The organism is Mesorhizobium sp. U510 (assembly GCF_059180695.1).
The window spans coordinates 6,075,974-6,097,728 of sequence record NZ_CP180532.1 but is presented as its reverse complement, the minus strand read 5'-3'; the positions used below and the strand labels follow the sequence as shown (position 1 = coordinate 6,097,728).

21 protein-coding genes and 2 pseudogenes are annotated in these 21,755 nt (G+C 61.2%); 7 read left to right on the top strand and 16 right to left on the bottom strand.

Features of this window, described 5'->3' with window-relative positions:
- Nucleotides 1–60 precede the first annotated feature (60 nt).
- A complete protein-coding gene (locus ACLGL5_RS31485; protein WP_223217885.1) occupies nt 61–591 on the top strand; it encodes a hypothetical protein in 531 nt (176 codons plus the stop codon).
- Here ACLGL5_RS31485 and ACLGL5_RS31480 read toward each other — a convergent pair.
- The 5 genes from ACLGL5_RS31480 to ACLGL5_RS31460 form a co-directional block, all read right to left on the bottom strand.
- Nucleotides 573–983, bottom strand: a complete 411-nt coding sequence (locus tag ACLGL5_RS31480) for a DUF2177 family protein (RefSeq protein WP_019859902.1) — start codon at nt 981–983, stop codon at nt 573–575. The two genes, ACLGL5_RS31485 and ACLGL5_RS31480, sit on opposite strands and share 19 nt — an antisense overlap.
- Before the next feature lie 33 nt (nt 984–1,016).
- Nucleotides 1,017–2,450 carry a cryptochrome/photolyase family protein gene (locus tag ACLGL5_RS31475; protein WP_069092825.1) on the bottom strand — a complete coding sequence of 478 codons (1,434 nt, stop codon included), beginning with the start codon at nt 2,448–2,450 and terminating at the stop codon, nt 1,017–1,019.
- 13 nt (nt 2,451–2,463) lie between these two features.
- Nucleotides 2,464–2,973 (bottom strand): DUF2147 domain-containing protein, encoded by a 510-nt coding sequence (locus tag ACLGL5_RS31470; protein ID WP_494372826.1) that lies wholly within the window; start codon nt 2,971–2,973, stop codon nt 2,464–2,466.
- A gap of 313 nt (nt 2,974–3,286) precedes the next feature.
- Nucleotides 3,287–4,936, bottom strand: coding sequence for a bifunctional AfsR/SARP family transcriptional regulator/alpha/beta hydrolase (locus ACLGL5_RS31465; protein ID WP_069093495.1), 1,650 nt, complete (start codon nt 4,934–4,936; stop codon nt 3,287–3,289).
- 958 nt (nt 4,937–5,894) lie between these two features.
- Nucleotides 5,895–6,815, bottom strand: coding sequence for a LysR family transcriptional regulator (locus ACLGL5_RS31460; protein ID WP_069092823.1), 921 nt, complete (start codon nt 6,813–6,815; stop codon nt 5,895–5,897).
- 91 nt (nt 6,816–6,906) lie between these two features.
- On the opposite strand from ACLGL5_RS31460, the gene ACLGL5_RS31455 reads away from it, so the two are divergent.
- The 3 genes from ACLGL5_RS31455 (at nt 6,907) to ACLGL5_RS31445 (ending at nt 9,289) form a co-directional block, all read left to right on the top strand.
- On the top strand, nt 6,907–7,938 hold the full coding sequence (locus tag ACLGL5_RS31455) for an NADP-dependent oxidoreductase (RefSeq protein WP_069092822.1): 1,032 nt from the start codon (nt 6,907–6,909) through the stop codon (nt 7,936–7,938).
- Nucleotides 7,935–8,183, top strand: coding sequence for a hypothetical protein (locus ACLGL5_RS31450; protein ID WP_245307205.1), 249 nt, complete (start codon nt 7,935–7,937; stop codon nt 8,181–8,183). The genes ACLGL5_RS31455 and ACLGL5_RS31450 overlap by 4 nt, the downstream gene beginning before the upstream one ends.
- Nucleotides 8,184–8,977: 794 nt before the next feature.
- Entirely contained in the window at nt 8,978–9,289 is a 312-nt protein-coding gene (locus tag ACLGL5_RS31445) for an acetate/propionate family kinase (RefSeq protein WP_069092821.1), read from the top strand.
- On the opposite strand, the gene ACLGL5_RS31440 is transcribed toward ACLGL5_RS31445, so the two are convergent.
- The 3 genes from ACLGL5_RS31440 to ACLGL5_RS31430 all read right to left on the bottom strand — a co-directional run bounded on the left by ACLGL5_RS31440 (nt 9,286) and on the right by ACLGL5_RS31430 (nt 11,086).
- Nucleotides 9,286–9,801, bottom strand: a complete 516-nt coding sequence (locus ACLGL5_RS31440) for a GNAT family N-acetyltransferase (RefSeq protein ID WP_019859892.1) — start codon at nt 9,799–9,801, stop codon at nt 9,286–9,288. The two genes, ACLGL5_RS31445 and ACLGL5_RS31440, sit on opposite strands and share 4 nt — an antisense overlap.
- Nucleotides 9,802–9,854: 53 nt before the next feature.
- Nucleotides 9,855–10,502: a helix-turn-helix domain-containing protein gene (locus ACLGL5_RS31435; RefSeq protein ID WP_019859891.1), complete on the bottom strand. Its 648-nt coding sequence runs from the start codon at nt 10,500–10,502 to the stop codon at nt 9,855–9,857.
- Between the two features lie 185 nt (nt 10,503–10,687).
- The gene (locus ACLGL5_RS31430) at nt 10,688–11,086 is read right to left on the bottom strand and encodes a c-type cytochrome (RefSeq protein WP_019859890.1); all 399 of its coding nucleotides are present in this window, start codon (nt 11,084–11,086) and stop codon (nt 10,688–10,690) included.
- A 163-nt stretch (nt 11,087–11,249) separates the two neighbouring features.
- Here ACLGL5_RS31430 and ACLGL5_RS31425 point away from each other — a divergent pair, with 163 nt between their 5' ends.
- A complete protein-coding gene (locus ACLGL5_RS31425; protein WP_494372825.1) occupies nt 11,250–12,086 on the top strand; it encodes a universal stress protein in 837 nt (278 codons plus the stop codon).
- A gap of 225 nt (nt 12,087–12,311) precedes the next feature.
- Here ACLGL5_RS31425 and ACLGL5_RS31420 read toward each other — a convergent pair whose 3' ends face one another.
- From ACLGL5_RS31420 to ACLGL5_RS31410, 3 genes are read right to left on the bottom strand one after another with little or no spacing between them, the layout of a single operon-like run.
- Nucleotides 12,312–13,508, bottom strand: coding sequence for an efflux RND transporter periplasmic adaptor subunit (locus tag ACLGL5_RS31420; RefSeq protein WP_069092819.1), 1,197 nt, complete (start codon nt 13,506–13,508; stop codon nt 12,312–12,314).
- Between the two features lie 4 nt (nt 13,509–13,512).
- Complete coding sequence (locus ACLGL5_RS31415; RefSeq protein WP_038648700.1) at nt 13,513–15,876, bottom strand: ABC transporter permease; 2,364 nt, start codon at nt 15,874–15,876, stop codon at nt 13,513–13,515.
- Between the two features lie 4 nt (nt 15,877–15,880).
- Entirely contained in the window at nt 15,881–16,588 is a 708-nt protein-coding gene (locus ACLGL5_RS31410; RefSeq protein ID WP_038648698.1) for an ABC transporter ATP-binding protein, read from the bottom strand.
- A gap of 362 nt (nt 16,589–16,950) precedes the next feature.
- Between ACLGL5_RS31410 and ACLGL5_RS31405 the strand changes: the two are divergent.
- Nucleotides 16,951–17,388: pseudogene (locus ACLGL5_RS31405) on the top strand (IS1595 family transposase); the annotation flags it as partial.
- Nucleotides 17,389–17,411: 23 nt separating this feature from the next.
- On the opposite strand, the gene tnpC reads toward ACLGL5_RS31405, so the two are convergent.
- The 3 genes from tnpC to tnpA form a co-directional block, all read right to left on the bottom strand.
- On the bottom strand, nt 17,412–18,890 hold the full coding sequence (gene tnpC, locus ACLGL5_RS31400) for an IS66 family transposase (RefSeq protein ID WP_141700997.1): 1,479 nt from the start codon (nt 18,888–18,890) through the stop codon (nt 17,412–17,414).
- Between the two features lie 109 nt (nt 18,891–18,999).
- On the bottom strand, nt 19,000–19,326 hold the full coding sequence (tnpB, locus tag ACLGL5_RS31395) for an IS66 family insertion sequence element accessory protein TnpB (RefSeq protein WP_494372961.1): 327 nt from the start codon (nt 19,324–19,326) through the stop codon (nt 19,000–19,002).
- Between the two features lie 26 nt (nt 19,327–19,352).
- A complete protein-coding gene (gene tnpA / locus ACLGL5_RS31390; RefSeq protein WP_069091706.1) occupies nt 19,353–19,799 on the bottom strand; it encodes an IS66-like element accessory protein TnpA in 447 nt (148 codons plus the stop codon).
- Between the two features lie 53 nt (nt 19,800–19,852).
- On the opposite strand from tnpA, the pseudogene ACLGL5_RS31385 reads away from it, so the two are divergent.
- Nucleotides 19,853–20,407, top strand: a pseudogene (locus tag ACLGL5_RS31385) (IS1595 family transposase); the annotation flags it as partial.
- A 36-nt stretch (nt 20,408–20,443) separates the two neighbouring features.
- On the opposite strand, the gene ACLGL5_RS31380 reads toward ACLGL5_RS31385, so the two are convergent.
- On the bottom strand, nt 20,444–20,890 hold the full coding sequence (locus tag ACLGL5_RS31380) for a hypothetical protein (RefSeq protein WP_069092818.1): 447 nt from the start codon (nt 20,888–20,890) through the stop codon (nt 20,444–20,446).
- On the bottom strand, nt 20,887–21,747 hold the full coding sequence (locus tag ACLGL5_RS31375; protein ID WP_141700967.1) for a DUF6731 family protein: 861 nt from the start codon (nt 21,745–21,747) through the stop codon (nt 20,887–20,889). Before ACLGL5_RS31375 ends, ACLGL5_RS31380 begins: the two co-directional genes overlap by 4 nt.
- Between the last annotated feature and the right edge of the window lie 8 nt (nt 21,748–21,755).

The following is a 21,755-nucleotide window of genomic DNA, read 5'->3' as shown; positions in this document are numbered from 1 at the left end:
ATGGAAGGACTTGCACGGCTATGGCGCCGGGTCGGCGGTTACGCGGCGCATCCCGACCCCTTGACCAGCGCGGCCAACTGGATTGCACTGGTCGTTGCCTGGAACCAGCCGTTCTACCCGCTGTACCTTTGGGCGGCGGTCGGCGCCGACAAGATAGCTCCTTCGTTTCTCACGTTCATGTCAACGCCGATCTTTCTGGCTGTTCCGGCTGTTGCCAAACGGCATGCGCTGGCCGCCCGCGTCCTGCTGCCGCTGACTGGCATCGCCAACGAGATCGTGAGCACCAAGGCGTTCGGCGTTGGATCGGGCGTGGAGATTTTCCTGGTTCCCTGCGCACTGATCGGCGCCGCGCTGTTCAGGCCGTCGGAGCGGGCGATCGGGCTCTTTGTGGTGGGGCTTAGTGCGATGGCCTATTTCATCCCGCATCGCTTTTTCGGCGAGCCGCTGGCCGGTTACACGGCCGCCGATAACAGCGCCATGGCCGGCTTGAATGCCTTGAGCGCCGCGACGTTGATCGTCTTCATCGGCTGGCTGTTGTCGGGTGCTGTGCCGGCCCCGCAACAGCCTGGCGATCAGGCGCCGCGCAGATAGTAGCGGGTCACCAGGAAGCCCACAGTGGCCGCAACCGCGCTGAGCAGCGAACCCCAGCAGATATCCGCCACAGTGATGATCGTCGGCCAGCCGCGGATCGTGGCCTGGTTGGTCAGATCGTAGGTCGCGTAGGTGAAGAAACCATAGAGCGCGCCATTCAGCGCGGCCGTTGTCCATTTGCCGCTCGAAAAAGCCGGCGACGTTGCGAAGATTATGAGACCCACGACATAGATCAGGTAGAATGCCGCAGCAGGAACAGGGTTGAATACGTCAACCAGTATGTCCCCGACATAGCGGCGGTAAAGGCGCTGCGACATCGTCGTGAGCCATACCGCGTCAATGGCCAGGAAAGCGATCAGAGTGGTTGTGTAGGCGACGGCATACCGCATCATGAAAACCTTCCCGTTGTTGTTTGATCCACTGGCTCAATCCTTTAAGGACTGATAGACGATCAATGCCCTTTCTCGTGCCGCACCGTGGTCTACGATCGGGTTGGGGTAGGTCTTGCCGAGCACGATGCCTTTGTCCTTCAGCACGGCAGCGGGAGCCTCCCATGGCCGATGAATATAGCGGTCGGGCAATGCAGAGATTTCCGGGACGTGCTGACGAACGTAGTCGCCGTGAGGGTCGAACTTTTCGCCCTGCAGCACCGGGTTGAAGATGCGAAAATAGGGCGCCGCATCAGCTCCGGATCCGGCCACCCACTGCCAGCTGGCCGGATTGTTTGCGGCGTCCGCGTCGACCAGAGTGTCCCAAAACCACTTTTCGCCGTGGCGCCAGTCGATCATGAGGTCCTTGATGAGGAAGGACGCCACGATCATGCGCACGCGGTTGTGCATCCAGCCCGTTCGCCACAATTCGCGCATCCCGGCATCCACGATTGGATACCCTGTCAGGCCGCGCTGCCATGTCCGAAGAGCCCGTATGTCGTCCCGCCATGACATTGCGTCAAACTCCGGCCGGAAGTTGCGCACTGAAAGATCGGGATTATGAAACAGCAGATGATATGAAAATTCCCGCCAGCCGATCTCCGCACGAAACTTCGAAGTTCCCGAGCTTTTCGATCTGCGCAACGCGGCGAATATCTGGAATGGCGTGATCTCGCCGAAGGTCAGATGCGGGGAAAGTCGCGATGTTGACGGCTGGCCAGGATAGTCACGTTGGCGTTCATAATTGGCCAGGTCGTGCTCAATGAATTGACTAAGCCTGGCCTGAGCGCCTTTTTCGCCTGGTGTCCAAGTCTCGCGCAAGCCATACGCCCAGTCGGGTTTGCTAGGCAGCAAGTCAAGCTCGTCCAGGCGCAAGCCGCCAAGCTCACCCCTCCAACCATCAATCTGTCCCGGGGTATCGATCGGATCGCGAACATCGACCTTGTACGCCATCGCCTTCCAAAATGGCGTATAGACTTTGTAGAAGCCGCCGGAGCCAGTCTTGAGGAGCGAAGGTTCATGCAGGAGCGCGCCATCGAAGCTGAGTGCCGTGAGCCCCTTTTCGCGCAGGGCGGCTTTCAGCCTGGCATCGACCCCCGCCTCCGAGGGGTCGTAACGCCTGTTCCAGAACACGCAATTCGCGCCGCTGGCGTCGATCGCCTTGGCGACGGCGTCTTCGGTGCGTCCATGTGCCAGAAATAAATTCGCTCCAGCCTTGCGAAGCAGATCGCCAAGGGCCGCGAGCGAGTGATGGAGCCACCAGCGGCTGGCCGCTCCCATGGCCCTTAGACCTTCGGTTGTCTCGTCCAGGATATAGAGCGCCACGACGGGAGCGCCGCGATCGGCTGCCGCCGCGAGCGCGGCGTTGTCACCAATGCGCAGGTCGCGCCGGAACAACACAATGGTGGGAGCTTGGGCTTGTCGGCTCATTCCGTCTCGCAGATCATTTTGCCGGGGTCCAGCGCACGTTCTTGCAAATCAAGCCTGCGCCTATGCAGCCCCGCGTGGTGAGGCCCCCTTTCTTCACCGTCAACGTCATTGAATAGGTACGGTTTCGCTTGGGGTCGTAAGCCTTTCCGGCCAGCGTGCCTTGTGACGCCGGTCTTAGCGTCATGATCAGCTTGTCGCCGGCCTGTTCACCCTTGCTGGTGTCGCCGATCCACAGATTGGTCGCGCACAATTGCTGTCCACAAGGCGCGATTGAGACCTTGGCGTTGCCGTCGTCTCGCATCCATATGCCGCGGCTGTCCGAGAATGCGTCGGCTTGTGCCGCCGACCCGAGAAACACGGCACAAAGGAATGCGATTGTCCCTTGCATCGTCCCAATCTCCACTAACTGGCTAGATCTGTTGATTCTACGCTGCTCCGGGACGTTTGGATCACCGGTCCCGATTGGCGGCGCCAGGGACCAAGGACCGCCGGGGTTCATTTCCGGCAAAGGTGGAAACTTCACCGGGTCAGCGCCGAGAGATTAGCGGCAATCTGACATTGCGAACTGACATTTCGCTTGTGGCCCGACAGCCGTCGGTTAGCCAAGCGCCCCATGAACGCGGGTAGAGATTAGCTTCGCCACGGGCCTAAATGGTGACGTGGCCAGCAACCGGGTTTGCATTTTCTTCTGCCGGGATGTGAGTGCTTCCGATGAGGCCCACCGCGCCGCCGCGCATCACTCAGCATAGTTCTTCGCTGGTCTTCAATGATCCTCCCGAAACTGATCGTCATGATCCATGTCAATGAGCGGGTGGAATACAGTTCAGCCTTCGGCTCTATCCGGCCTTAGAAGGAAACGTACGGGTGAGGTAGTGTTGGATTGTGTCGACGAGGCGGTCCGAATCGGCGCCCCAGATCAGGTGGTCATCGCCCGGGAGCTCGATCAGCGTGGCGCCAACAATGCGCTCGGACAGGTAAAGTGCTTCTTCGACCTTGACCCATCGATCGCCTTTCCTGTGGAGTACGAGAGTGGGCACATGAATCGCGTGGAGGATACTACGGACATCGACTTCGGCGCCCCAGCGCCATAGTGCGATCGCGTCGGAAGGAGACGCCGAATTCCTCAGATAGGCTGCAAACCATTGTTGCTCGTGCGTATCGTTCGCCAAGCTCGGCGCCCCTCTTCCCAAATCCCAAGGCTCTCCCCACTTGCGTTCGATTTCGGCCAGTTCTTCTTCCATGTCCTCTCTAGTCTTTGCCCAAGGATAGTCCGGTGACCAAAGTCCTTGAGCATAAGCACCGTGAAGAATGAGTGCCTCGGTTCGTTCGGGATAGGTCGCCGCAAAGAGCATGCATAGGACGCCCCCTTCGGAACTGCCGAATAAGACTGTCCGTCGCGATCCGATTGCATCGAGTACCGCCCGCAAATCGTCCGCCCGCTCCTGCATCGTTGGAAAGCCCACGTTGCGATCGGAAAGCCCAGTGCCTCGCTTGTCGATGCGGACCAGCCGGCAAAATGACCCAAGCCGCCGCAGCACATGCGCAAGCCGAGGAGATTCCCAGGCATAGTCGAGGTTGGAAACCCAGCCCTGTACGTAGACGAGGTCGAACGGCCCCCCGCCGGTTACCTGATAGGCAACGCTGACCCCGCCCGACTTTACATAGTGTGTTTCTGGGCGCAGCGAGGCTGGCACCGGGTTATCGACGGGATTTCCCTCATAACTTAAGCACGGTGTTAGGCTCGGTTTGGACGGTACGAAACGGCTAGCACGGAGCCTGTCGTTCAGCTCACGCGTCTCCTTCTCCGGCTCCACCTGGAGGTGCTTGCGAAGGACCTCGCGGCATTGGGCATACTGCCTCAGTGACATGTTCAGTCGGCCTTGGCGGGCGTAGATTTGCATGAGGCCTCGGTGGATGTCTTCCCTAAGAGGATCAGACCCGATCAAGCGCCTCGCTGCCTGGACATATGCGGCCAGATTGTTCTCGACCGAATAGTGATGGAGAAGTTTTTCCAGAACGCCGATCCAAATCGTCCTCAATCTCTCACGTTCCACCCTGAGCCAGTCGTTGAACGGTTCTTCCTTCAGGGCGAAACCATCGAGCAAGTCACCGCGATAGACAACGACGGCTTGCTCAAGCTGCTCGAGGGCTATACCTGACGCTAGGCGCTCGAACCGTGCCACATCGATCTCAAGATCTTCGAGCTTGAGGGTGACATTGTCGCCGTGTGCCAAAAGGCGTCGGCCGTCGACCGATGGCAACGCCTTCCTGATCGCCGACAGAGCCTGTCTAAGGTTCATCCGCGCCTGCGGCTCCCCAGTATCGCCCCATAGAAGCGCGGCGAGTTTCTCGCGCGAATGGGACTGTCCAGGATTGAGTGCGAGATAAGTCACCAAACCACGCGCTTTGCGGCTCAGCGCTGCATTGGCAAGCTCGCCTCCAGCAAGAGTGAAGCCGCCGAATAACAGAAGTTGTGTTTGCGCCACCGTTCGCAAGCCATGTTGGACACTCGATTGTTCCCCGGACCTGGTGCGACTTCAACTGCAATCTGGCTGGACAGACGCTTTTCACGAACCAATCACAGTTCTTCGTACGCATCCCTCACGGCCATAGGAGAGGCTCTCAAATCAACTCTTTGTAAGGGAAACGCTATGCTTGGTCCCAGCCTTTCCGATTGGCCCATTCGATCCAGGAGATCGTCAACGGTAGAACAGCCCCCCGGCGACATTCGGTTATCCCGTTATGACCTTGCACTGGCATGCTACCTGGAACAACAAGAAGCCCATCGCGCAGCGATCATGGCATCTCGACAACATGCGCAGATACGTCTGGGCACTCTGGCGCTCCTGCGTCTATCGAGGGTCGGCCGCTTCTTGAAACGGACAGCCCTCCCGCCGCGATAGACCTGTTGCGCGTCATCCGTGACAAAGCAGACAGTCTGCGTGCGGCCCCATTTCGGTCATTCACTACAAGGGAGTTCCTGGCGACCTGCGGCTAAATCGGCGATATCTCGAAGCCTGTAATTAGTCGCGTTCATCGTCCTTAGGTTCGCCAGACCATACGAGAGAATACGAAGGACATGGGCTGGCGAACCACCCGCTAACGTATTGATTTCCGGTAGAAAGCGACGACCCTCCGGGCCCACCAACTTATTACAAATCAGTGGCTTACGCTTAATTCTTCGATCTTGAATAGAGTGTTGTCGCGTAAATCTCTGCCTTTGGGGTGAAATGATCGACCTCCCAGGCTTCATTTGTTGCCGAGATCCTCGGCGCTCTTGTCGCCTTGTTCCTTGCGGGCAGGTTGTTGGCCGGGCCGAAGCCCGTCACTTCCGTTGCAAAACAGTTCCTCGTCCCAAATCGGCATGGAACTGGATTTCCATCGCAGGATCTGGGATCGTCTCAGCGATTTGGATGAGCTCGCCCACTATGGCGTGATTGCCGGCTACACCGCAAGACTGACCCGTGCAGTCTCGCTCAGATGCTCGAGGAAGGCCCGCACGGCCGGGTTGGTTCGCCGACTCGACGGCCACAGCGCGGTGATGTTGTCGCGCTCAACGGCAAAGTCGCCGAGTACTAAGGCCAGTTCACCCCGCGCGACGTAAGGGGCGGCGACGAAAGTTGCGCTGATGCCGATACCGCCGCCGGCGACCAGGGTTGCCATCACCGCTTCGCTGGCGTCGACGATGATGCTTGACGTTGGCACAATCTCGATTTCGCGCTCGCCAATCCGAAAGGGCCAGCGGAAGGCCTGGCCGCTGCTCTGATACCTGAGATTGACCGTGTCGTGTGCTGCCAATTCGTCCGGATGCGTCGGCGTGCCCCGCGCCGCCAGATAGGCTGGCGCGGCGTACGCGCAAAGCCGCAACGGGGAAAGCCGGCGCGACAACAAACGAGAGTCCGCGAGTTCTCCGATGCGAACCGCGATATCAATGCCCTGTTCGACAATGTCGACTAGCCGGTCGTCAATTCGAAGGTCGATGCTCACCTTGGGGTGAAGCTTGCGGAAGGCGGGCAAGGCGGGCGCGACCAGATGGAGCCCGATCGGCAGCGACACTGCAATCCGCAAGGTGCCGGTCGGCTCAGCGCGAACGGCTTTGGCGACCTGTTCGATCTCCTCCGCGTCACGCAACAGCCTTACAGCCCGCTCATGCAGCTCCCGGCCCTCGGGCGTCAGCGTGAGGGACCGGGTAGTCCGGGTAAACAAGGAAACGCCCAGTTGCTGTTCGAGGCGCTGGACACTCTTGCTGACAGCGGACGGGGAAATTCCAAGCGAGCGGGCAGCCGCCGTGAAGCTCCCTAACGATCCGGCCCGGGCGAAAGCAATCAAACCCGTCAGCCGATCCAGTGCGACTTGTTCCTTCATGGAACAATTAAATCAAATCGGGCGGCAATTATCAACTTGGAGTCGAGCCTCTATGTCCACGTCCTGTGAATGCACTCGGTGGAGAGTTCCCATGACCAAAATAATGAAAGCGGTTCGCCTGCACGCGTTCGGTGGCCCTGAACAACTGATCTACGAGGATGCTCCAAAACCGGCGCTCAAATCCGGAGAGGTGCTCGTCCGCGTTCATGCCGTCGGCCTCAACCCGCCCGACTGGTACCTGCGCGAGGGCTATAAGATGCTCCCGGCTGAATGGCAGCCCAAAGTTTCGTTCCCGATCGTGCCCGGCACCGATGTCTCAGGTGTCGTCGACGCGGTCGCCGACGACGTGCAGGGCTTCGCGGCCGGCGACGAAGTCTATGCGATGGTGCGCTTCCCCGCTGGGCTGGCTGGTGAGAGCAGCGCCTATGCGGAATATGTCGCAGTGCCGGCGACGGAACTTGCTCTGAAGCCCTCCGGCATCGACCATGTTCACGCGGCGGGCGCGCCGATGTCGGTGCTCACCGCATGGCAGTTTCTGATCGACCTCGGGCACAACGAGCCCAATCCCCTCCAGCCGCACCAGCACGAGCCGGTCCCGCTCGCGGGAAAGACGGTGCTGGTCAACGGCGCGGCAGGCGGAGTCGGCCATCTTGTGGTGCAGCTAGCGAAATGGCGCGAAGCGCGAGTGATTGCGGTGGCGTCCGGTGGCCACGAGACGTTCCTCCGCGACCTCGGCGCCGACGATTTCATCGACTATGGGAAGGTCAAGCCCGAGGAAGTGGTGGGCGACGTGGACCTCGTCGTCGATGCGGTTGGCGGCCCAGCGACGGCCCGCTTCCTGCCAACGCTGAAACCGGGCGGCGCTCTTTACCCGATCTTCCCGCTTGGCTTCGACGGCAGCGACGAAGCCAAGCGGCTAGGCGTCACCGTCTCCACGACTCAGGTCCGTTCTAACGGCGCGCAGCTTGCAGAGATTGTGCCGCTTCTGGACAGCGGCCTGATCCGCATTGGAGTCGACAGCATCTTCACCCTGGCCGAGGCCCGCAAGGCCCACGAGCGCGCTGCTGCCGGTCATATTCGCGGCAAGATCGTCCTGACGGTGGCACGCGGTCAACTGGCGTGAGCGCCTCGCCGAAATTCTCTCACGGCACCATGGCATGGTTCGAAATGGTCGGCACATTGATGTGCGCCGCCACAGCTCGAGCAGACCTCGCGCCCGACCTGAATTGGTCGCTCGTGGAGCGCTATGTCGACGGCGCGACACTGCCGGACGGGCGTATTCAAGGCATTCGTTTTGACATTGTGAACGGGGTGCCAGCGTTCCGAATAGGCGTTGACAAGGACGAGCGGGGCGACGTGACGATCTAGGTATGCTCCGCTACGGCCCGCGAGCTGAACCTGCTTTACGCCGCCGATCCGGCGTATCAAGCTTTTCGCGACCGGGCTATACGCCAGGGCCGGATCCGGGTCGATGGAGATCTTGGTGCGATGGCCCATTGGCTCGCTGCACTCCACGACCCAATCGTTGACCACACAAGCTGAGTTACGTTGGCTACAAGATCGAATCGACGCGCCAGCAGTCTAAGCTGGGCGAATTGGGTCGGTTGCTGTTTTTCCTGCCTCGGAGACATTGCGCATCGAAGTTACGCCGCTAACTGCTGGAGTTCATGGCCCGTTTGGATACCCACAAATCGCCTGGAAACCCCGTCGATGGCTTTGCGGCTCGACGGGTATTATCTGCCCTACGCATCGGCCTCAGCGCAGGCTGGCACACAAGCTGCTGGCGGACGAGCGGGAAACCCGGGCTGAAGGCGGTGCCGACTGTCCTGCCGCGCTCAAGCATTCTAGGGATTTGATTGAGGGTTGCGAGTGCGCTGACGCCGAAGCCTATGTCCGCGAGACACTTTGCAGGTTGTGACGCTCTGCCGGCGCCGATTGCAGGATGACCGTCTCTGGAACCTGATTGCAACGTAGCTCTGAGACCTGCGGCCACCACAGATGCTGGTCTGGGCCGGACAAGGATATGCCGAGGGCAGATGCCTGCGGAAGTGCGGCCAACGACAAGAAGCCCGGCTTCTCGACAGTAAGCGAGAGGTCCCTTGCGCCCTGCCGGGCCGGCCGCCCGTTGAACCATCTACAGCCTGGAGGATGCGACCGCATGCATGACCTCGTTTCGCGCCCTGGAATACAGCGCATGGACCACCGTCGCCGATGGCCTTCGCCCGCTGGACACGCTGGTGTTCACGGCCGGCATTGGCGAAAACGCGCCGTTGGTCTGGGAAAGGATCGGCGCCGCCGCGCCCTGGCTTGGAGTCGGCCTCGACGAGGAGCGAAATCGAAGAGGCGAGGAAGTTGTCAGCAATCCCAATTCCAGCGTCGATGTCCTGGTCATTCCAGCGGATAAAGAACGTGCTGTCGCGGCGGAGATGTCGATCTTGCGATCTCTGTGGAATCAGGATGGACCAGGCCTCTAACCGGCTGCGCGCGCCCCTAGTTCCCGCCGAACCAGGACGAGCGTCGCATCGTCGGGGTCAGTCGTGACCGTGAAACCCATGTCGCGCTCGACCTCTATCGCGGCACGGTTTTCACGACTCTCGATCGACTCGATCGCTTCGAGGCCAAGTTTTTCGGCATATTTCGAGATATGGGCGAGCAGGTTCCAGCCAACGCCCAGATGCTTGCGATCCGCGCGAATGCAGATCGCGACCTCGCCGGTTCGGTCGGCGCGATCGCTTGCCAATGTAGCAACGGCGATCAACATCCCGTCGGTCGAGAACGCCACGAAATTATGGATGTGGGCATCGTCTGAACGCGTCATCGCCGCCAGCCGTTCATGCGAAACTTCCTTCACGGCGCCGAGAAAGCGGAAGCGCAGGTCTTCCGGGGTGACATGCGTGAAGAACTCGGCCAGCGTCGGCTCGTCCTCAGGGCGGGCGCGACGCACTTCGAAGCGAAATCCGGTGTGGGTGGTAAGTGTATCGTTCATGACAATAGGGTCCCTGATCTGAGGCTGACGTTACGCTGTCTGCTTGGGAGGGCTCATTCGCCCATGGTCTGCAACACGTCCTGCTTGAGGATTTCGACGCTGCGCAGGTTGAGCAGGCGGATCACGCCCTTGTCCTTCAGCCGGGTGAAAACCCGCGACACGGTCTCAATGGTGAGGCCGAGATAGTCGCCGATGTCCGTGCGCGACATCGGAAGCTCCACCTGCCGCAGACCGCCTTGGCGCTCCACCATGTCGACCAGGAAGGCGGCCACGCGTTCGATGGCGTTCTGGCGACCCAGGACGAGGAGGTGTTCCTGAGCTCTGGTCAACCCCTTGAGCGCCAAGGGCAGCAACTGATGCGACATGTCCGCCCCAGCATTGAGGCGGAAAACGCGAACACCGGTGGCATTGATCGCTTCGGCGAAGAAGTGGTGCGTCGCGCCGGCTTCGAAGCCGAATGTCTCTCCAGCAAGATGGAAGGCGCTGATCTGCCGGCGTCCGTCAGCGAGCAGGCGGTAGATGCGCACGGCGCCGAATTCGACTTGATAGAAGGCACCAGCCTTCTCGCCCTGGGCATAGATTTCTGAACCGGCTGGAAAGAAGCTGATCGGCTGGACCGGTCCGGAACCGAGTGTCGCTGGCAGAGCCGGCTGAGCAAGATGCGACGACAATGAAATCCTGGAGGAGGTGTAGGCTTGCATGGCTGTCTTCCCGGTTGATCCGTGGCACAGCAATCGCGCAAATCGACGGGCGCCGAAATTCGGTTATGTCCCTACGGGAAACTACCTAGGCCAGGCCCTGGCGGCAGGCGGAGACGTGGATAATGGCCGGTGCATGCCTTCGAACGTGCGCCGCAAGTCATTTCGGCGATCTACCGTGCCTGGGTCTAATGCTGCAGCGTCGCGATGTAACCCGCCAGGTTGTGGATGCGTTCGGTGGTCACCACCTCGCCGCCGTTAGGGCCGTAGGTTTTGGCATCGTCTTCAAGGAATACCCGACCCCAGACAGGCATCTCGCGTTTGCCATGGCTTGATACGGCATAGCGACCGTCAATTGTTGCAAAGACCCTGGAATAGGGAAACGTCCCACCATTCCGTTGGGAAAGATGCGTCAGGTCAGCCGGTCGCTTGACCAGCAGGTTGCGCAAGGGACCGTCACCCTTGCCGTCGATACCGTGACAAACGGCGCAGGAGTTCAGATATTCTGCCTGGCCGTAACTCATCTCCTGCGACCTGGACGCTTCGCAGGCCAGGGTCGCCAAGGCTGCTGCGATCAGAAATCTCATGTGCGCATCCGCCGATTGATCGGCTGAGCCTACCGCGTAAATCCGCAGACATGTTGATCCGGATCAACTGGGCGTCCGCGTGGTCTTGATTCAGCGCAATGAGCGCGGCGAACGGTCTGGCTATCGTCGTCACGGAATTTGGCCAAGAACAGGAGCAACTGCCATGGCTTTCAAGACGATCCTTTCGGTTACGGGCCCGCATATGAGCGACGACGATCTCAAACTCGCTGCCGACCTTTGCGACGAAATTGGTGCCCATCTTGCCGTTCTTGCTGTTGCCATCGCCGCGCCGCCGCCGGTCGGAGAGTATGCGGCAATCGTTTCGGAAGACTGGCTGAAGGAGCGGCAGGTCGACGAGACGCTCCTGAAGAAGCGAGTGACTGCCGTGTCGGCCTTTCTCGCCGGCAGGGCGCTTTCGGCCGATGTCTCCAGCGAATATCCGGAGGTTGGCGGGGCTGACGAAAGAATCGGTCGTCGTGCACGCTACGCCGACATTACGGTGATCGGGCCGGAGTTGCTCGCTGGCGAGACGTTGAAAGGCAAGGTGATCGAGGGCGCCTTATTTTCGTCCGGGAAGCCGCTGCTGATCGTTCCCTCGGGGAGTCGCGCGACACTGAAGCCGAAACGGGTGCTGGTCGCGTGGGACGCCCGCCTGGAGGCATCGCGCGCCGTCCGTAAATCACTCGAAATGTTGATCGGCGCCGACCAGGTGCGCCTGGTCATGGTCGATCCGGTTGAGGACGAATATCACCATGGTCAGGAACCCGGTGCCGATGCCGCCGCCTATCTCGCGCGACACAGGGTGAAGGTTATGATCGACCGGCTGCCGAGTTCAAACCATTCCATCGCCGACGTTCTTCGCCAGCACGCGATCGATATCGCAGCCGACCTGATGGTGATGGGCGCCTATGGCCATTCGCGATTGCGCGAGCGCATCTTCGGTGGCGTGACCAGGTCGATGCTTGAGGAGCAGTCGCTGCCGATCCTGATGGCGCGATGAAGTCTGACCGAGGCGTCGCGGCTGCATTCTTGGATCGTTTGCTGGCAATGAACCGCCTCGGCTTTCTTCTTACTCGCATCAGGACCAGGCGAGTGCAGGATCGCGGCAAGGGATTGATCCGACCCAGAGCAGTTCCTCCTCATTCGCGCCCCTCGTCGAGCGTGTCGATCGGGACGGCACAAAGGGACCCCGCATCCATTCGACCGTTTTGCCAGGCATCGGACTTCAGTCGCGTCGCTCCACCAGGCCATCGTCGACAAGGGTGTCGGACGGGTGGACGACGACGCTCGCGCCGGGTTTCAGACCCGTCAGCACTTCCGCAGTATCGTCATTCATATGCCCGATTCCAATTTCGGTTTGTTTGGCGCGGCCGCCATCGACTACGAAGACGTTCCACCGGTCGCCGTTCCTGAACAGCGCCCCGATCGGCACCTGGATGCACCGGACGCACTCCCAGACGGTCATTTCGACGAAGACCCGATAGCCGTGGCCGAGCCGGACATCCGTATCTTCCAGATCCAGAACGACGGTAACCCTCTGCTCCTCGATCCCGAGCGCGGAAACCTTGGTGAATGCGGCCGGATCGACGCGTCTCACTCTCGCATGCAAAGCATGATCCCCGCCCCAGTCACTGATCTCAGCCTTTGTCCCAGGGGCGATGCTCACCGCGTCAGTCGACAGCAGGTCGACAGCGATCTCCAGATCGTGGACGTTGCCGATTTCGGCGATCTTGGCGCCGGCCGTCACGGCTTGTTCGCTCCTCGCCATGACGGAGAGAACGTTTCCGTCGATGGGAGCCAGAAGATTGACGCAGCAGCTTTCACCGGTCGGGTCCGCCGGATCGGGCTGCAACAGGCGGGCCTCGGCGTTCGCAAGTTCCGCATTTCTGAGTCCTATGACCGCTTTCGCCGCGTCGACAGCGGCTTTTTGCAGGTCGACTTCGTTGGTGAGCCTCTGCAAGGCGCTCTCCGAGACAAAACCGGACCCGAACAATTTGATTGTCCGAGCCAATTCGTCCTCAGCCAGCTTCAATGCCGATTGCGCACGCTGCAAGTCGATCTCGGCAACACCGACACCAGCGCGCGCCGCGTCTCGGCTGGCAAGCAGTTCGGCTTCCGCGCGCCGGTCGATCAGTGGCGGGTCGAGCGGATGGATGGCGGCAACAACGGTATTGTTCGCTCTCACCAAGTCGCCTTCGTTCACCACCGTGCGCGTCAGATGACCGGCAATCGGCGCCGATACCGTGTAGACGTCGCGCACGCGCGTCATACCTTCCTCACGGACCGTGACTCGCATTGGCGCTGCGGTCACTTCGGCCAAATCCACCAACGCCGGCCGCGTGCGCAAAGCCCAGCCAAAGCCGGCGACGACCGCAACGGCAAGGAGCGCAAGCCCGACGCGTTTGATCCAGATCGACTTCATTGGACTAATCCCTTGTCTTGAGGACACGCACGAGATCAAGGCTGTCGATACGACGCCGAACGATCAGCGCCGAAAGCGTGGCCACGGCGAGCACGACCAGGCTGGCAAGCGCGAAAGTGGACCGGTTCACCACGAACGGAATGCGGAAGAGGTCGCTCTCGAAACCCCTGACGACCGACCACGAGAAGAGATAGCCGAGGATCCAGCCAAGCGGTTGCGCCAAAGCGACGATGCTGGCCAGTTCGATGAGCAGGACACTCGACACTTCACTCCTGGTGAAGCCGAGCACGCGCAAGCCGGCGAGTTCGCGGGCGCGCTCGGAAAGCTGGATACGGGCCGAGTTGTAGACGACGCCGAAGGCAATGATGACGGCAAGTGCCGTGTAGACGCTGGTCATGATCGTGATGTTCTCTCCGATTGTCTCGCGGAAGCGCTGGCGCGATATGCCCTGCAGCGCGATTGAAGCGATAACGGGCGTCTGCTTGATGGCTGTGTAGAGGTCACCGAGGCGTGCCGAATCGATCGCTACCCTGACCCCGGAAATGCGGGGTCCGCCGCCGACCAGCCCGTCGAGCGCCTCGGCGCGCATGTAGACGGCGAGCCCGACATAGCTCTGGACGATGCTGGTCACGGGAACGCGGACCACTTGATGCGCCTTTTCGAGCAGTTCGACCTCGGCCAGATCACCGATACGCAGGTGGAGCAGCGAGGCGACCCTTTCGGACAGCATGAGGCCGGCCGGCGGCGGGTCGATTGGATCGAGATTGAGATCGAGAACCCGCGCGAGGTCCGCCTGTCGGGGAACACTCGAGATCACCAGCCGGCGCTCACGATAGCCATGGTGCAGGATCACAGCCGTTGCCCGGAACGGCTCCGCGCGCAGCACGCCCGGCATGGCTGCGACAGACTGCAGGGCGCGCGGCGGTTGCTCGACACCGAACGACAAGGTCGCATCCTGTCGCTCGGCACGGAAGAAAACCGTGTCGACCATGAACGCTATGGAATCGAAGGAGAATAGCGCCGTGACCAGGAGAGCGACGGCGAGCGAGGTCCCCAATGTCGTCAGCAACGAGCGCACCGGCCAGCGCACCAGATGCCTGAACGCCATGATGGTCAATTGCGAGAAAGCCGACAGGAGATTTCCGTCGCTCGTGAGGAAGGCCCGGTATCGGGCCGGGGCGGGCGGTTGCATGGCGACCGCCGGCGGAAGCGTCACGACGCTCCAGATCGCCCGCGCCGCGCCCAACAGCGCTGCCAGTGCGCTTGTGGCGGCGGCGATGGCATAGAGATCGAGGCTTTGCTGGAAGATGAGGAAAGGAAAGGAGAAGAACCGGGCATAGAGCCTGGTGAGGCCGTGGCCAAGCCAGTTGCCGGCACCGGCGCCGATGGCGATGCCGATCAACGCGATCACCAGCGTCAGCTTGGCATAATGCCAGCCGATTGCCCCCGATCCGTAGCCAACGGCCTTCATCAGCCCGATCTGTTCGCGCTCGAGCACGATCAACCGCGACAGGATCATGTTGACCAGGAAGGCCGACACAAACAGGAACACCGGTGGAATGACGGTGGCCATGGCGCGAAGCTGGATCAGCTCATTGTCGAGGAAGGCGTGGGATATCTGGTCGGCGCGCCCGTGCGCACCGGTTCCACCGAACGGCTTCAGGATACGGTCGACCGCGTCCTCGATCGCCTGGACGTCGGCACTGCGCTGGGCGCGTATGGCAACATCGTTGAATGCGCCATCCATGTCGAAGATGCCGGCAAGCACGGCTCGCGGCATGAAGAAGACGCCGAAGCGCCGCGGGTCCGGCACCATGTCGCCAGGGCCGAGCGCGTAGATGTATTCGGGCGTGAGTACGATGCCGGTGACGGTGAGCGTCCGCTTTCGGCCGTTCAGAATGGCGTCGAACGTGCTGCCGGGTGCCATGCGATGTGCGGTGGCGAACCGTTCAGTGACCGCTACCTCGCCGGGGCGTCCGGGTTCAGGCAGCCGGCCGATACGTAGGTAAAGTCTGTTGGCAGCGGGCACACCGCGGTCGGGGATCGAGACGGCGATTGCGGTTGCCGGTTCGGCCATGCCAGGCATATCCAGCAAAACCGGCTTGACGATGCGCAGTTCGAGGCCGCTGACCCCCGCGATCGATGCCATGCGTTCGCGAAGGTGAAGCGGCGCGCGCGTCAGCCCCGAGAAGACGGTGGCAAACCGGTAGCGGTCATAGAATGCGGTGCGGGTTTGCTCCAGCGAGCGATAGCCTCCGACTGCGATGACGATCGTTGCAACGCCGCAGGCCATGACGAGCGCGATGGCGAGGACCTGCGCCCACATCCGCAGGATATCGCGCAGAAGCTTGCGATCGAGGACCGGCACGGCACTACCAGCTTACTTCGGCGGGCCGTGCCCGCTGGTCGTTGACCGCGGCATCGGCAATGCGACCGTCCTTGAAAGTGAAGACGCGGTGCGCGATCTGCCGGATGCCGGCATTGTGCGTGATGATCGCCATGGTCGTCTTCATCTCCTCATTGATCCGCGACAGCGCTTCGAGGACCAGAATGCCTGTCTTCGAATCAAGGGCGCCGGTCGGCTCGTCGCACAGCATGACTTCCGGGCGTTTGGCGATCGCACGGGCAATCGCCACCCTTTGCTGCTCGCCGCCGGAGAGTTGGGCGGGGAAATGCGCCATGCGATCCCTGAGGCCGACCATCTCCAGCGCCTCATCGGGCTTCATTGGATTGGACGAGATCTCGGTGACCAGTGCGACGTTCTCCCAGGCGGTGAGGCTCGGGATCAAATTGTAGAACTGGAACACAAAGCCGACATGGTCACGCCGGAAGCGGGTGAACTGCCTCTCGGAGAACGCGGTCAGATCCTGGCCGCGAAAGCGGACCTCACCTGCGGTCGCGCGGTCAAGCCCGCCCATGATGTTGAGCAGTGTCGACTTGCCACTGCCTGATGGTCCAAGCAGGACCGCGATCTCTCCCTCATAGAGATCGAGATCGACACCGCGCAGGGCGAACACCTCGACCTCGCCTGAGCGGTAGACCTTGGTCACCCCATGGGCAGAAAAAATCGGAGACTGCATGCTTCCCGGGCCTTGTGTGTCCCGCCGACAGTCGCGGCATTTGCGACTGGAAACCTTGATGCTCGTCAAACCTGCCGACGGGCCTGCCGGATGGAAAACAGAATTTGGAGCAGCTCAAGCAGGCCGGGAGCTTGGTCGTCTGCGGGAGGAGGTCTGCGCTTCAGCGCGCCGCCGCGGTCGACGCCAGCTCCACGCCGTGCGCACGATGTCGTCCATGCGCCACGGGGTTCCCAACCGAGCACTTTGCGAACGCGGCTGCGTAGTTCACGGCCGTGCCTTGTTTGATAGGATATTTTTCCTAATTATATACGTGACAAAGTACGGCCAATTTGCTAGAAAGGATCAACGGAGCCTGACTAGCCATGAAACTCGATAGCCCAATCTTCCAAGACGCCGACGCCGCCCGCATCCATTTGGAAGCGCAGCGTTGGCCGCATGGTCCTAACTGCCCGCATTGCGGCAATGCCAATCCCGACCGCATCACCAAGATGGAAGGCAAGGCTCACCGCCCCGGCCTGTACAACTGCATGGAATGCCGCGAACAGTTCACCGTCACTGTCGGCACCGTGTTCGAGCGTTCCAAGATCGCCTTGAACAAGTGGCTTCTGGCGACGTTCCTCATGGCCTCGTCCAAGAAAGGCATGAGCGCGCATCAGCTGCACCGCATGCTTGGCGTCACCTACAAGACCGCCTGGTTCATGGCTCACCGTATCCGCGAAGCCATGAAGGAAGACGTTAAGTCCGCTGGCCCGCTTGGTGGCGAAGGCAAGACCGTTGAAGCCGATGAAACCTACATTGGTCGCGTTGACCGTAACCGCTGTTCTCAGGCCACGGCCTTGAGCAGCGCGGGGGCATAGGCCCAGGGCAGCAGGTCGTCGAGCTGGCTTTGCGGATGGCCAGCGACGATGCGGGTGATGACGTCGGCGAGGTAGGCGTATGGGTCGACGCCGTTGAGTTTCGCGGTTTCTACGAGCGAGGCGATGGTCGCCCAGTGCTCGCCACCGCCGTCGGAACCGGCGAAGAGCGCATTCTTCCGATTGAGGGCGATTGGCCTGATCGAGCGTTCGACGACGTTGGAGTCGATCTCGACGCGGCCGTCGTCGAGGAAGCGACCAAGTCCGGCCCAGCGCGAGAGCGGGTAGCGGATTGCTTCGGCGAGCTTGCTCTTCTGGCTGACCAGGGCGAGCTTCTCGCGCAGCCATGGCTGGAGGGTATCGATGACGGGGCGGCTTCTCTCCTGGCGGGCGGTGCGCCGCTCTTCGGGCGAGCGTCCCCGTATCTCGCTCTCAATCCTGTAGAGCTCGGCGATGCGCTGGAGCGCCTCCGTGGCGATCGGCGCGGGTCCGGACTGGGCCAGTTCGTAGAACCGGCGACGGACATGCGCCCAGCAGAACGCCAGGCTCACGGCATTGCGCTCGGCCAACGCCCGGTATCCGGCGTAACCGTCGACTTGCAGGATTCCGACGAAGCCCTGGAGGTGCCGGAGTGGCTGTTCGGCCTTGCGGTCGGGCGCATAGAGATAGGCGACGCCGGGCGGATCGATCCCGCCCCAGGGGCGATCGTCGCGCGCATAGGCGAACAGCTGGCCCGTCTTGGTGCGGCCGCGCCCGGGATCGAGCACCGGCGCCGTGGTCTCGTCGGCGAAGAGCTTGCCGGACGCCTTCAGGCGCTCGAACAGCCGCTCGTGGATCGGCCGTAGCAGGAAGGCTGCCTTGCCGACCCAGTCGGCGAGCGTGGACCGATCCAGGTTCACGCCCTGGCGGGCATAGATCTGCGCCTGGCGATACAGGGGAAGATGGTCGGCATACTTCGACACCAGCACGTGGGCGACGGTCGCTTCGGTCGGGATGCCCCCCTCGACGAGGCGCTCCGCTGCGGGCGCCTGCACCACGACCTCCTCGCAGCTCCGGCAGGCATACTTCGGTCGGCGCGTGACGATGACGCGGAATTGGGCCGGCACGATGTCGAGGCGCTCGGAGCGATCCTCGCCCATGACGTGCAGCATTCCCTTGCAGCACGGGCAGATCTTATCGGGAATGTCGATGACCTGCTCGATACGCGGCAGGTGCGCGGGCAGTGCACCGCGGTTGGTGCGGCGCTTGCTGGCGCGAGCCTCGCGCTTGGCAGGATCGGCGGTGTCCTCTGCGGCGAAGCCCTCCGCCTCGACCTGCTCGGCCTCTTCCAGGCCCAGCAGCAGTTGGTCGACCGGCAGGCTCTCTGCCCTGCGGCCGAAGCGGTGGCGCTGCAGTTCCTTGATGATCTGGCGCAGCCGCTCGTTCTCGGCGCGCTCCGCCGCGAGCATCGCTTGAAGTGCGATCGGATCGTTGGTCTGAGGCTCGGCCGGATTGCTCACAAGGCCGATTCAATCATGCATTCCAATGCTTTGCCAGCGTCTCTGGCCGCCCATGGAATCAACTTGCCGCGACCGGCGCGCGCGTCTCGCGGGCGTCATGCACGCGCCGCCAATCCAACCCTTCCAGGAGCGCCTGCAATTGCGCCGCCGACAACCTCACCACGCCGTCGGTGATGGCAGGCCAGCAGAACTTCCCGTCCTCCAGACGCTTCGCCAGCAGGCACACGCCGGTGCCGTCGAAGTACACCAGCTTGACCCGGTCGGAGCGCTTGGCCCTGAAGACGTAGACCGCGCCGGAGAACGGATCGGCGCCCATCGTCTCGCGCACCAGCGCCGCCAGGCCCTCGGCCCCCTTGCGGAAGTCCACCGGCTTCGTCGCGACCATCACCTTGACCACACCCGTCGGCCCGATCACGACGGCGCCTTCAGCGCACGGATCACCGCCGCCACCGTCCTGGCGTCGGCGCCACGACCTACCCGCATGGCGACGCCGTCAATCTCCAGCTCGATCACGCCGGCTTCTCGCGCGGCCTTCCGCTTCCGTGTCGATCTCGCGCGCTTCCCCGCCGGTTCGGGTTCCTGTGCCGCGACCACTGCTGGAACAAACAACGGCTCCGTTGCCGGCGCATTCGCCAACGGCACCCGCGCGGACCGGCGCCAGGCGAACAGCTGCTGCGGGGACAATGCATGTCGCCGAGCCACAGCGCTCACGGTGTCGCCAGCATCGTAGCTTTCCGCCACGATCCGCGCCTTCTCCTCCGGCAACCATTCGCGCCGCCGTCCAGAACCCGTGAATATCTCAAGCCGTCGAACCGGCTCCTCGTCCCTGGACTTAAGCGTAAGCTCTGAAACCGTCATGTGTCGAAGCCCTCAAAGGCTCCGAGCATCGTGGCTCACGACCACGCGCGAAAGGTGGCGCCGGGACAGCGCTCACCGTTGACCGCGATTACCTTTCGCCCCAACGTAAAGGCCAGCCGCGCTTGAAGCGCAAGATGAAGCCGAAGCGCACTGTTATCGGCCTTGTCGAGCGTGGCGGCAAAGCCCGCATGGTCCACGTCCAGCACGCCACCAAGGCCGTTGTGCGCGATATCCTTGTGCGCAATGCCGACCGCAAATCGACGCTCTACACGGACCAGTCCAAGCTCTACACCGTCACCGGCGAGGAATACGCCTCACACAAGACCACCAACCATTCCGCTGGCGAATACGTCCGCTATGAGGATGACGTGTCGATCCATTCGAACACGATTGAGAACGTGTTTTCAGTGTTCAAGCGCGGCATGGTCGGCGTCTATCAGCATTGCGGCGAGGCTCACTTGCACCGCTACTTGTCGGAATTCGATTTCCGCTACAATCGCCGCACCGCACTCAAGATCACCGACACCGAACGCCACGACCAGTTGCTTGCGATGATCGAAGGCAAGCGCCTTACCTATCGGCGGATTAACGAAGGCGATCTCGCCTAAGCAGAAGGCGAGAAAGCTTCTGCGCTTCCGCAAGCGTCATGGCTGATGCAGAAGCTTAAACAGAATATTTGAGATCCGGGCGAACGTAAGCACCGAAGCGCCGCCGACAGTTATCCAGATGGCCGCAAAAACATGGGCCACGAGGTACCCGTCTATCTTAACGTCATCCGCTATAAAGAAGCCGACGATAGATAGAGTAGCGAAAGTTACAGCGCTGAGGATGCCAGATCGGAGGTAGCCGAACAAAAGTGAGGTGTAACCCGCTTTCTCAAGAACTTTGTAGGATGCGCTTCCCTTCAGCCCTATGATTATTGCCTCCGCCACTCCCAAAAAACTCGCAAAAACCGATGCGACTGTCGCCGCCGTGCCGAATAGCGTGTCTGGCGTCTTAGGAAATGGACCGCCGACCCAATACCAAAAAACTGTGATCGCTAAGGCGCCAAGCCACGGCCATGTCCGTTCCCATAAAATGGCGAGGCTCATTGCAGTTGACCGTTAGCGCGCCAGGTATCGAGCGCTTGCCTCAGAGCTGCCCAGCGCTCATTTCTGCCGTAGCGGCGACCAATCCTCTGAACGGGTATGTCAGCTTCGAGCCGAGCCTCCAGAAAGTCGACCGGCTCACTCGGGGAGTCTTCGGTTTCCTTTGCGACAATTTGCAATTCGCTAACATCTTCGCGAAGGCCGACTAAATCATCTACCGCCTGCCTGACTTGGTTAAGAGCAAGAGAGCTTGCACGGTCACGAGCGGCAGAAATTTGTATCCGAACCTTTGAGGCAGTCCCAATAAGGGGATTATTCAGCAGCCCCGACAATGACTGGCGATTTGCACCATTGTTCGCAACTATTCCGGGGACGTAGAAAGATATTTCCATACTTTTCACGAGTCCCATGTGGGCAAGACGCTCGTTAGCGTCCTCTTTCAGCACGGGAACCAAGTTGAATAATTGCTCACCATCTACATCCGCGCCGCCAGCGATCTCTCGACCGAAACGGGACAGATACTCACGGATTCTGGCAACCCTTGGCCCGAAGTGATTATATTGCAAAATCAAAAACTCGCCGTCGAAGCATCCGGCGGTTTCGTGGCCGAAACCTTCATCATCCGCCATTTCGAAATCTTGGATCGGCATATTTGCGGACGCGCGGCCGGGGCCTTCCATTCGTATGCCCCCAAAATCAAGCGACCAAAGGTTGCCCGCATGCACTTCAGCCTCAAGCCGGATTTGAGACCCAGCAATATCGCGCAGCCTTTGTTCTAAGGGCAAGCCTCTAATATGGGCCAGTGTCTGCGCTAAATTTACGAGACCGATTTGCACGGCCCTGAATGCATGAATTTTCACAGTTGTCC

What these genes read in the sequence shown, in the direction of transcription:
- ACLGL5_RS31480 (WP_019859902.1), bottom strand. Translation starts at nt 983, where the DNA reads ATGATGCGGTATGCCGTCGCCTACACAACCACTCTGATCGCTTTCCTG.
- ACLGL5_RS31475 (WP_069092825.1), bottom strand. Translation starts at nt 2,450, where the DNA reads ATGAGCCGACAAGCCCAAGCTCCCACCATTGTGTTGTTCCGGCGCGAC.
- ACLGL5_RS31460 (WP_069092823.1), bottom strand. Translation starts at nt 6,815, where the DNA reads ATGAAGGAACAAGTCGCACTGGATCGGCTGACGGGTTTGATTGCTTTC.
- ACLGL5_RS31455 (WP_069092822.1), top strand. Translation starts at nt 6,907, where the DNA reads ATGACCAAAATAATGAAAGCGGTTCGCCTGCACGCGTTCGGTGGCCCT.
- ACLGL5_RS31445 (WP_069092821.1), top strand. Translation starts at nt 8,978, where the DNA reads ATGACCTCGTTTCGCGCCCTGGAATACAGCGCATGGACCACCGTCGCC.
- ACLGL5_RS31440 (WP_019859892.1), bottom strand. Translation starts at nt 9,801, where the DNA reads ATGAACGATACACTTACCACCCACACCGGATTTCGCTTCGAAGTGCGT.
- ACLGL5_RS31435 (WP_019859891.1), bottom strand. Translation starts at nt 10,502, where the DNA reads ATGCAAGCCTACACCTCCTCCAGGATTTCATTGTCGTCGCATCTTGCT.
- ACLGL5_RS31430 (WP_019859890.1), bottom strand. Translation starts at nt 11,086, where the DNA reads ATGAGATTTCTGATCGCAGCAGCCTTGGCGACCCTGGCCTGCGAAGCG.
- ACLGL5_RS31425 (WP_494372825.1), top strand. Translation starts at nt 11,250, where the DNA reads ATGGCTTTCAAGACGATCCTTTCGGTTACGGGCCCGCATATGAGCGAC.
- ACLGL5_RS31420 (WP_069092819.1), bottom strand. Translation starts at nt 13,508, where the DNA reads ATGAAGTCGATCTGGATCAAACGCGTCGGGCTTGCGCTCCTTGCCGTT.
- ACLGL5_RS31410 (WP_038648698.1), bottom strand. Translation starts at nt 16,588, where the DNA reads ATGCAGTCTCCGATTTTTTCTGCCCATGGGGTGACCAAGGTCTACCGC.
- tnpC (WP_141700997.1), bottom strand. Translation starts at nt 18,890, where the DNA reads ATGCTCGCGGCGGAGCGCGCCGAGAACGAGCGGCTGCGCCAGATCATC.
- tnpB (WP_494372961.1), bottom strand. Translation starts at nt 19,326, where the DNA reads ATGGTCGCGACGAAGCCGGTGGACTTCCGCAAGGGGGCCGAGGGCCTG.
- tnpA (WP_069091706.1), bottom strand. Translation starts at nt 19,799, where the DNA reads ATGACGGTTTCAGAGCTTACGCTTAAGTCCAGGGACGAGGAGCCGGTT.
- ACLGL5_RS31380 (WP_069092818.1), bottom strand. Translation starts at nt 20,890, where the DNA reads ATGAGCCTCGCCATTTTATGGGAACGGACATGGCCGTGGCTTGGCGCC.